Origin of the sequence: Microbacterium sp. Leaf351 (assembly GCF_001423825.1) — a bacterium.
Classification (GTDB): Bacteria; Actinomycetota; Actinomycetes; order Actinomycetales; family Microbacteriaceae; genus Microbacterium; species Microbacterium ginsengisoli.
In genome coordinates, this window is the sequence record NZ_LMPK01000001.1 from 1 (window position 1) to 8,037 (window position 8,037).

At 69.3% G+C, this 8,037-nt stretch carries 4 protein-coding genes and 1 pseudogene; 3 read left to right on the top strand and 2 right to left on the bottom strand.

The genetic code is table 11. The features are described from left to right. Positions 1-63: 63 nt before the first annotated feature. From ASG00_RS00005 to ASG00_RS00015, 3 genes and pseudogenes are all read left to right on the top strand, one after another. A pseudogene (locus tag ASG00_RS00005) lies at positions 64-501 on the top strand (carbohydrate ABC transporter permease); the annotation flags it as partial. Further along, positions 501-2,729 carry an alpha-xylosidase gene (gene yicI, locus ASG00_RS00010; protein WP_056205995.1) on the top strand — a complete coding sequence of 743 codons (2,229 nt, stop codon included), beginning with the start codon at positions 501-503 and terminating at the stop codon, positions 2,727-2,729. The pseudogene ASG00_RS00005 and the gene yicI, both read left to right, overlap by 1 nt. Continuing rightward, positions 2,726-4,123: a glycoside hydrolase family 1 protein gene (locus tag ASG00_RS00015; protein WP_056205997.1), complete on the top strand. Its 1,398-nt coding sequence runs from the start codon at positions 2,726-2,728 to the stop codon at positions 4,121-4,123. The genes yicI and ASG00_RS00015 overlap by 4 nt, the downstream gene beginning before the upstream one ends. Before the next feature lie 265 nt (positions 4,124-4,388). Here the strand turns inward: ASG00_RS00015 and ASG00_RS00020 are convergent, their stop codons facing one another. Both ASG00_RS00020 and ASG00_RS00025 read right to left on the bottom strand, forming a co-directional pair. After that, the gene (locus ASG00_RS00020; protein WP_045245911.1) at positions 4,389-6,203 is read right to left on the bottom strand and encodes an ABC transporter ATP-binding protein; all 1,815 of its coding nucleotides are present in this window, start codon (positions 6,201-6,203) and stop codon (positions 4,389-4,391) included. After that, positions 6,200-8,035 carry an ABC transporter ATP-binding protein gene (locus ASG00_RS00025; protein WP_162238302.1) on the bottom strand — a complete coding sequence of 612 codons (1,836 nt, stop codon included), beginning with the start codon at positions 8,033-8,035 and terminating at the stop codon, positions 6,200-6,202. Before ASG00_RS00025 ends, ASG00_RS00020 begins: the two co-directional genes overlap by 4 nt. Positions 8,036-8,037: the final 2 nt, after the last annotated feature.

The window sequence follows — 8,037 nt, forward strand, 5'->3', positions numbered from 1 at the left end:
TAAACTAACGACAGCTGATCATCGCAACGAAGCGAAAGACCACCACTCAAACGGACGCGGCCGGCGGTGGGGCTGTACAACAACGTCTGGTCGGTCATCATCATCTTCACCGTGATCCAGGCGGCGTTCGGCACCTACCTCCTGTCCGCGGTCTACGGCACCTTCCCCAAGGAAGTGCTCGAGGCCGCCGCGATGGACGGCGCCAGCCGGTGGCAGATCCTGTGGCGGGTCGTGTTCCCGATCAGCCGACCGACCCTGTCGGTGCTGCTCATCTTCTTCTTCATCTGGACGTGGAACGAGTTCCTCATCCCGCTCACATTCCTGGTGTCGAACGCGAACCAGACGGTGCCGGTCGCGATCAGCGTGCTGCAGGGCGATCGATTGATGGATGTCACCACGACGAGCGCGTCCGCACTGCTCGGCATCATCCCCACCCTCCTCTTCTTCCTCATCTTCCAGCGCACACTCACGCGCGGCATCACCGCAGGAGCAGTCAAGTAATGAAGTTCACCGACGGGTTCTGGCAGATGCGACCGGGAGTCGCTGCGCTCTACGCCCAGGAGGCCTATGAGATCGACCGCCGCGAGGACGGGGTCGACGGCGAAGCGCTCACCGTGCTCGCCCCGACCAAGGTGATCGAGCGGCGCGGCGATGTGCTGAACCGCCCGACGCTCACGGTGTCGCTCTCGTCGCCGCTGGAGGGGGTCGTGCGCGTGCGCGTCGAACACCACCGCGGCACGCCCGCGACGCCGGGCTTCCCGCTCCCGGGAGCGGGGCGCGCCGGCGCCGCACACCTCACCGAAGACGGGGGCGAGCTGGTCACCGGCGACCTGCGGGCCCGGGTCGGGAGGGGTGCGTGGGATCTCTCGTTCGAGCTCGCCGGGCGCCGCCTGACCGGCAGCGGACATCGATCCCTGGCCTGGGTGCACACCGCGGCGGATGCCTCGATCGACCCGGGTCCCGTGGACGGGGCCGCCGCCGAGACCGGCGTGCCGCGTCGGCGTCACTTCATGCACGCGCAGCTCGACCTCGGCGTCGGCGAGCTCGTCTACGGCCTCGGCGAGCGCTTCGGGCCGCTCGTGAAGAACGGGCAGACGGTCGACATCTGGAACGCCGACGGCGGGACATCCAGCGAACAGGCCTATAAGAACGTACCGTTCTACCTGAGCTCGGCCGGATACGGGGTCTTCGTGAACGACCCGGGTCACGTGTCCTTCGAGGTCGGCAGCGAGGCCGTCGAGCGCGTGCAGTTCTCGGTATCGGGTGAGGCGATCGAGTTCTTCGTGATCGCGGGGCCTACCCCCGCACAGGTTCTCGAACGGTACACCGCACTGACCGGCCGCCCGCCGATCGTTCCGGCATGGTCGTACGGCCTGTGGCTGTCGACATCCTTCACGACCGACTACGACGAGGCAACGGTCACGTCGTTCGTCGACGAGATGGCGCGGCGCGAGCTTCCCATCTCGGTCTTCCACTTCGACTGCTTCTGGATGCGCGAGTTCACCTGGTGCGACTTCCGGTGGGACGAGAGGGTGTTCCCCGATCCCGAGGGGATGCTGCGGCGACTCCACGACCGCGACCTCAAGGTGTGCGTGTGGATCAACCCCTACATCGCGCAGCACTCGGAGCTGTTCGAGGAGGGTGCTGCGCGGGGATTCCTCGTGCGCCGCCACGACGGCTCGGTGTGGCAGTGGGACATGTGGCAGGCCGGCATGGGGCTCGTCGACTTCACGAATCCCGACGCCGTCGCCTGGTACCAGTCGAAGCTCGAGGTGCTCCTCGGGCAGGGCGTCGACTGCGTGAAGACCGACTTCGGTGAGCGCATCCCGACGGATGTCGCGTGGTTCGACGGATCCGATCCGGAGCGCATGCACAACCTCTACGCCCAGCTGTACAACCGCGCCGTGCACGACGTGCTCGTGCGCGTACGGGGAGAGGGCGAGGCGGTGCTGTTCGCCCGGTCGGGAACAGCCGGCGGCCAGACGATGCCCGTGCACTGGGGCGGCGACAACACCTCGAGCTTCGTCTCGATGGCAGAGACGCTGCGCGGCGGCCTGTCGCTCGCGCTCAGCGGGTACGCGCACTGGAGCCATGACATCGGCGGGTTCGAAGGCACGCCCGAGCCGCTGGTGTTCAAGCGCTGGACCGCGTTCGGTCTGTTGTCGAGCCACAGCCGCTTCCACGGCTCCGAGTCCTACCGGGTGCCGTGGTCGTTCGACGAGGAGGCGGTGGAGGTGACGCGCGTCTTCACCCATCTGAAGATGCGGCTGATGCCGTATCTCTTCCAGCTCGGCATCGCCGCGGCGGCGACCGGCGCCCCCGTGATGCGCCCGCTCATCCTGGAGTTCCCCGACGACCCGGCCGTCGCCTACCTTGACCGCCAGTACATGCTCGGCGCTGATCTGCTCGTGGCCCCGGTGCTGTCCGCGTCGGGCGAGGTGGAGTTCTACCTTCCCGCCGGGCCGTGGACGCACCTGCTCACCGGCGAGGTCGTCGAGGGCGGCGGCTGGCGTCGCGAAATGCACGACGTCACGAGTCTCCCCCTCTACGTGCGGCCCGGAGCGGTGCTCCCCTGGGGCGCCCGCACCGACCGTCCCGATTACGACTACCTCGACGGCCTGCAGCTGCGGGTCTTCCCGGGCGGTTCGGGCATCGCGACGATCACCGTGACGACACCGGATGGGCGTGCGCAGAGTTTCGACGTCGACCGCACGGCGGTGACGGGATGACGCATCCGCTCGTCTTCCCGCCGGGATTCGTGTTCGGATCGGCGACCGCCGCCTACCAGGTCGAAGGCGGGGCGACCGACGCCGGTCGCGGACCGTCGATCTGGGACACGTTCAGCCGCACTCCGGGGAAGGTCTGGAACGGCGACACCGGCGATGTCGCGTGCGATCATCTGCACCGGTGGGAGAGCGACCTCGACCTCATGGCGGAACTGGGCCTGCGGGCCTATCGCTTCTCGATCTCGTGGCCTCGCGTGATTCCCGACGGGCGCGGCGCAGTGAACAACGCCGGACTCGATTTCTACTCGCGCCTCGTGGACGGGCTCCGAGCACGCGGCATCCGTCCCGTCGCGACGCTGTACCACTGGGACCTCCCCCAACCGCTGGAGGATGCCGGGGGCTGGCCGGTGCGCGAGACCGCGGAGGCGTTCGCGGAGTACGCGGCGGTCGTCGGCGCAGCGCTCGGCGACCGCGTCGACACGTTCACGACGTTGAACGAGCCCTGGTGCTCGGCCTACCTCGGCTACGGGCAAGGCGGGCACGCGCCCGGACGCACCGAGCCGGCGGCGGCGCTCGCCGCCGTGCATCATCTCAACCTGGCTCACGGACTCGGTGCGGCGGCCCTGCGCGCATCCTCGACCGCGGATCCCGGCCTGTCGGTCACGCTCAACTTCCACGTGCTTCGCGGTGCCGGCGACGGCGCCGACGAGGCCGTGCGTCGCATCGACGCCCTCGCGAACCGCGCCTTCACCGGGCCCATGCTCCACGGGGAATACCCCGCGGATCTGCTGGCGGACACGTCCGCCGTGTCGGACTGGTCGTTCGTGAGGCCCGGCGATCTGGCACTCATCCACCACCCCCTGGACGTACTCGGGGTCAACTACTACTCGACGGCGACTGTGCGCCTGTGGGACGGAGCCTCCCCCCGCCAGAGCAACGACGGGCACAAGGCCGCGGCGGGCGGAACCGCCTGGCCGGGCAGTGACGCCATTGTCGAGTTCGTCGAGCAACCCGGTCCTCATACGGCGATGGGCTGGAACATCGCGCCCGAAGGCCTGACGGAGCTGCTGCTCGCCCTGTCGGCCGAGTTCCCCGCGCAGCCGCTCATGGTCACCGAGAACGGCGCGGCTTTCGACGACGTCGTCTCGCCGGACGGCCGCGTCGACGACCCGCTGCGAGTGGACTACCTCGCACGGCACTTCGCGGCCGCGCGCGACGCCCTCGATGCGGGTGTCGATCTGCGCGGGTACTACGTGTGGTCGCTGCTCGACAACTTCGAGTGGGGATACGGCTACGCGAAGCGGTTCGGCATCGTGCACGTCGACTTCGAGACGCTCGCGCGCACGCCGAAATCGAGCGCGCTGTGGTACCGCGACCTCATCCGCTCCCAGCCCTGACGCCCTCGCTCTCACTCTCGCTCTCACTCTCGCCCTCGCCCTCGCCCTCGCCCTCGCCCTCGCTCTCGCCCTCGCCCTCGCCCTCGCTGTCGCTCTCGCACTCACCCTCGAACGACGCCGAATCAACACCCCACCGCCGAGTCCACACGTCGTGCCTGCGAGGAACGCGTGGATTCGGCGGGCGAGCGTGGACTCGGCGGGGTGACGGCGAGAGGAGCGCGGCGAGCGCGGCGCCGGGACGCGCAGAGCGCGGGCCGCGGCATCCTCACACCAGCGACTCGCGCCAGGCGGCGTGCAGCTTCGCGAACGTGCCGGTTCCCGCGATGAGGGCGGCGGGGGCGTCGTCCTCGATGATGCGGCCGTGCTCCATCACGAGCACCCGGTCGGCGATCGCGACCGTCGAGAGGCGGTGGGCGATGATGATCGCCGTGCGGTCGGCCAGCAGGGTCTGCAGGGCGTCCTGGATGAGGCGCTCCGATGGGATGTCGAGCGACGCCGTCGCCTCGTCGAGGATCAGAACCGCCGGGTCGGCGAGGAACGCGCGCGCGAACGAGATCAGCTGCCGCTGACCGGCCGAGACGCGACCGCCGCGCTTGTTCACGTCGGTGTCGTAGCCGTCCGGAAGCGACCGGATGAAGCCGTCGGCGCCGACCGCGCGCGCCGCGGCACGGATCTCATCGATCGTCGCGTCGGGCTTGCCGAGCGCGATGTTGTCGGCGACCGTGCCGCTGAACAGGTACGCCTCCTGCGTGACCATCACGATCGCCCGGCGAAGGTCGCCCTGCGACAGCGCACGCAGGTCGACACCGTCGAGCGTCACCGCTCCCCGAGTCGGGTCGTAGAAGCGCGAGATCAGCTTCGCCAGCGTCGACTTGCCGGCTCCCGTGGTGCCGACGAGCGCGATCGTCTGACCCGCCGGGATGTCGAGGGAGAAGTCCGGCAGGATGACGCGGCCACTGCCGTATGCGAACTGCACCTCGTCGAACCGCACCGCACCGCGCGCGTTCGGCAGGGCGGTCGGCGTGGCGGGGTCGGGCACACTGGGCGACTCCTCGAGCACGCCTGACACCTTCTCGAGCGCCGCCGTGGCCGACTGGTACGAGTTGAGGAACATCGCGACCTCTTCGAGCGGGCTGAAGAAGTTGCGGATGTAGAGCACGGCGGCCAGCAGCACACCGATCTCGAGGAAGCCGCCGGTCACGCGCACCGCGCCCCACACCAGCACGACCGCCATCGTGACGTTCGCGAGCAGGATGAGACCCGGGTCGAGCACGCCGTACAGCTTCACGAGGCTGAGGTTCACGCGCCGGTAGTCGCTGGCGACCTCGGCGAACTCCTCGTCGTTGCGGCGTTCCTTGCGGAACGCCTTCACCGCGCGGATGCCGGTCATCGTCTCGACGAAGTGCACGATGAGACGGGCGCTCACGACGCGCGACTCGCGGAAGCCCTTCTGCGACTCGAGGTAGAACCAGCGCATGAGCAGCACGAGCGGGATGCCCATTGCGACGAGCACGAGCCCCGACTGCCAGTCGATCAGGAAGAGCGCCACCAGCGTGAAGATGCCGTAGAGCGCGCCCTGCACGAGCTGGTTCAGTCCGCCGTCGAGCAGCTCGCGGATCGACTCCAGGTCGCTCGTCTGCCGCGAGATGATGCGACCCGAGGTGTACGTCTCGTGGAACTCGAGGCTGAGTCGCTGGGTGTGCCGGAAGATGCGGGTGCGCAGGTCCATGAGGATCGCCTGGGTGAGCCGAGCCGAGAGCACGACGAACCAGCCGATCAGCAGCGCGCCGCTGATGCCCGTGACGATGTAGACGGCGGTGACGGCGGCCGCCGGCATCCAATCGGCGTTCTGCAGCACCGCCGGCAGGGCGTTGTCGATGCCGTACGCGATGAGCGCGGGACCGAGCACGCGCAAGCCCGTCGAGGCGATGACGACGATCGCGGTGAGGCTCAGCAGTCCTTTCATCGGCGAGACGAGGGAGCCGAGCAGGCGCAGCGAACGGCGACGGATCGCCCGACTCTCGGCTGCGGTGTAGTCGTTGCGGTCTTCGCCCTGGGTGCCCTGCACGGTGGTGCTCATGCCCGCACCTCGCTCTCGCTCAGATCGATCGGACCGGTTTCGTCGTACCGATGGTCGTCATCGGATGCCTCGCGCCGCTGCTCGCTCTCGATCTCGAGGCTCGAGATCACGAAGCGGTAGTGCTCGCTGTCGCGCAGCAGGTCGGAGTGGGTGCCGACCGCAGTGATGCGGCCGTCTTCCAGCACTGCGACCCGGTCGGCGAGCGCCACGGTCGAGGGACGGTGGGCGACGATCAGCGCGGTCGTGGTGGCCAGCACGCGACGCAGTGCCGCCTCGACCTTGGCCTCGGTCTCGACGTCGAGCGCCGAAAGCGGGTCGTCGAGCACGAGCACCGACGGCGCCGCCGCGACGGCGCGGGCGAGCGCGAGGCGCTGACGCTGACCGCCGGAGAGACTCAGACCCTCCTCGCCGACGGTCGTGTCGACGCCCTGCGGCAGGTCGTAGGCGAACTGGGCCTGCGCGATCTCGAGCGCTTCGGCGAGCACTGCCTCGGCCTCGGGGCTGCGCACGTCGAGATCGTCACGGCCGAGCAGCACGTTCTCGCGCACGGACGCCGAGAACAGCGTGGCATCCTCGAACGCCATCGCGATGTGGCGACGCAGCTCGTCGAGCCGCAGGTCGCGCACGTCGACGCCGTCGATCTCGACCGAGCCCCCGGTGACGTCGTACAGGCGTCCGGGCAGGGTCGTGAGCGTCGTCTTGCCGGAGCCGGTGAGTCCGACGAGCGCCATGGTCTCGCCGGGCTCGAGCTCGAGGTCGATGCCGTCGAGCAGATCGCGCTCAGTCGCCGGGGCATCCTGGTAGCGGAACCGCGCGCCGCGGAAGACGAGCCGCCCGCGCGGGTCGGCGACCGTCGACGGCGTCTCGGGGTCGACGATCGTGTTCTCCTCGTCGAGCACCTCGAAGATGCGGTCGGTCGCTGTGCGCGTGTCGATGAGGAACGAGAACAGAAACCCGAGGGACTCGAGAGGCCACCGCAGCGCGGTCGCCATCGCGAAGAACGCGAACAGCTCGCCGACGCTCAGCTGACCCGAGCTGGCCAGCAGGATGCCGACCAGCAGGCAGAGCGCGAAGGCGACCATCGGCACGACCTCGAGCCAGAACCACAGGGTGCCGACTTCGCGGGCCTTGCCGAGCTCGGTCGCACGCAGCGACTCGACCTGGCGGGTGAACTTGCGCAGGGCGTGGGGGCCACGGCCGAACGCTTTGAGCACGCGGATGCCGTGCACGCTCTCCTCGACCGCGGTGGCGAGGTCGCCGGCCTGGTCCTGGCTGAGGCGCGCGAGACGGCCGTACTGCCGCTCGAACCGGAAGCCGAAGTACCACAGCGGCACCGAGACGACGAGGAAGGTGGTGCCGAGCGCCCAGTGCCAGTTGAACAGCAGCACCGCGCCGATGAGCACCGTCATGAGGTTCACGACGAGCAGGATCGAGCCGAACGCGAGCCACCGGCGCACGAGGTTGATGTCCTGCATCATGCGGCTGAGCAGCTGCCCCGACTGCCACCGGTCGTGGAAGGCGACGGGCAGACGCTGCAGGCGCCGGTAGAACTGCTGGCGGATCTCGAACTCGACACCGGTCGCCGGCGTCAGCACGAACGCCCGGCGCAGGAACACGAACAGCGCCTCGAGCACGCCGAGGGCGAGCACCCCGAGCGACGCCCAGATGATGAGGGCGATGTTGGCCTGCGCGATCGGCCCGTCGACGGTGATCTGGAGCACGATCGGAATGACGAGGCTCACGATCGCCGCGCCGAGCGCGGACGCGAAGCCGGCCGCGAGGCGCGGGAGCACCGGACGGGCGAAGGGGATGAGGCGCGCGAGCGCGCGCAGGG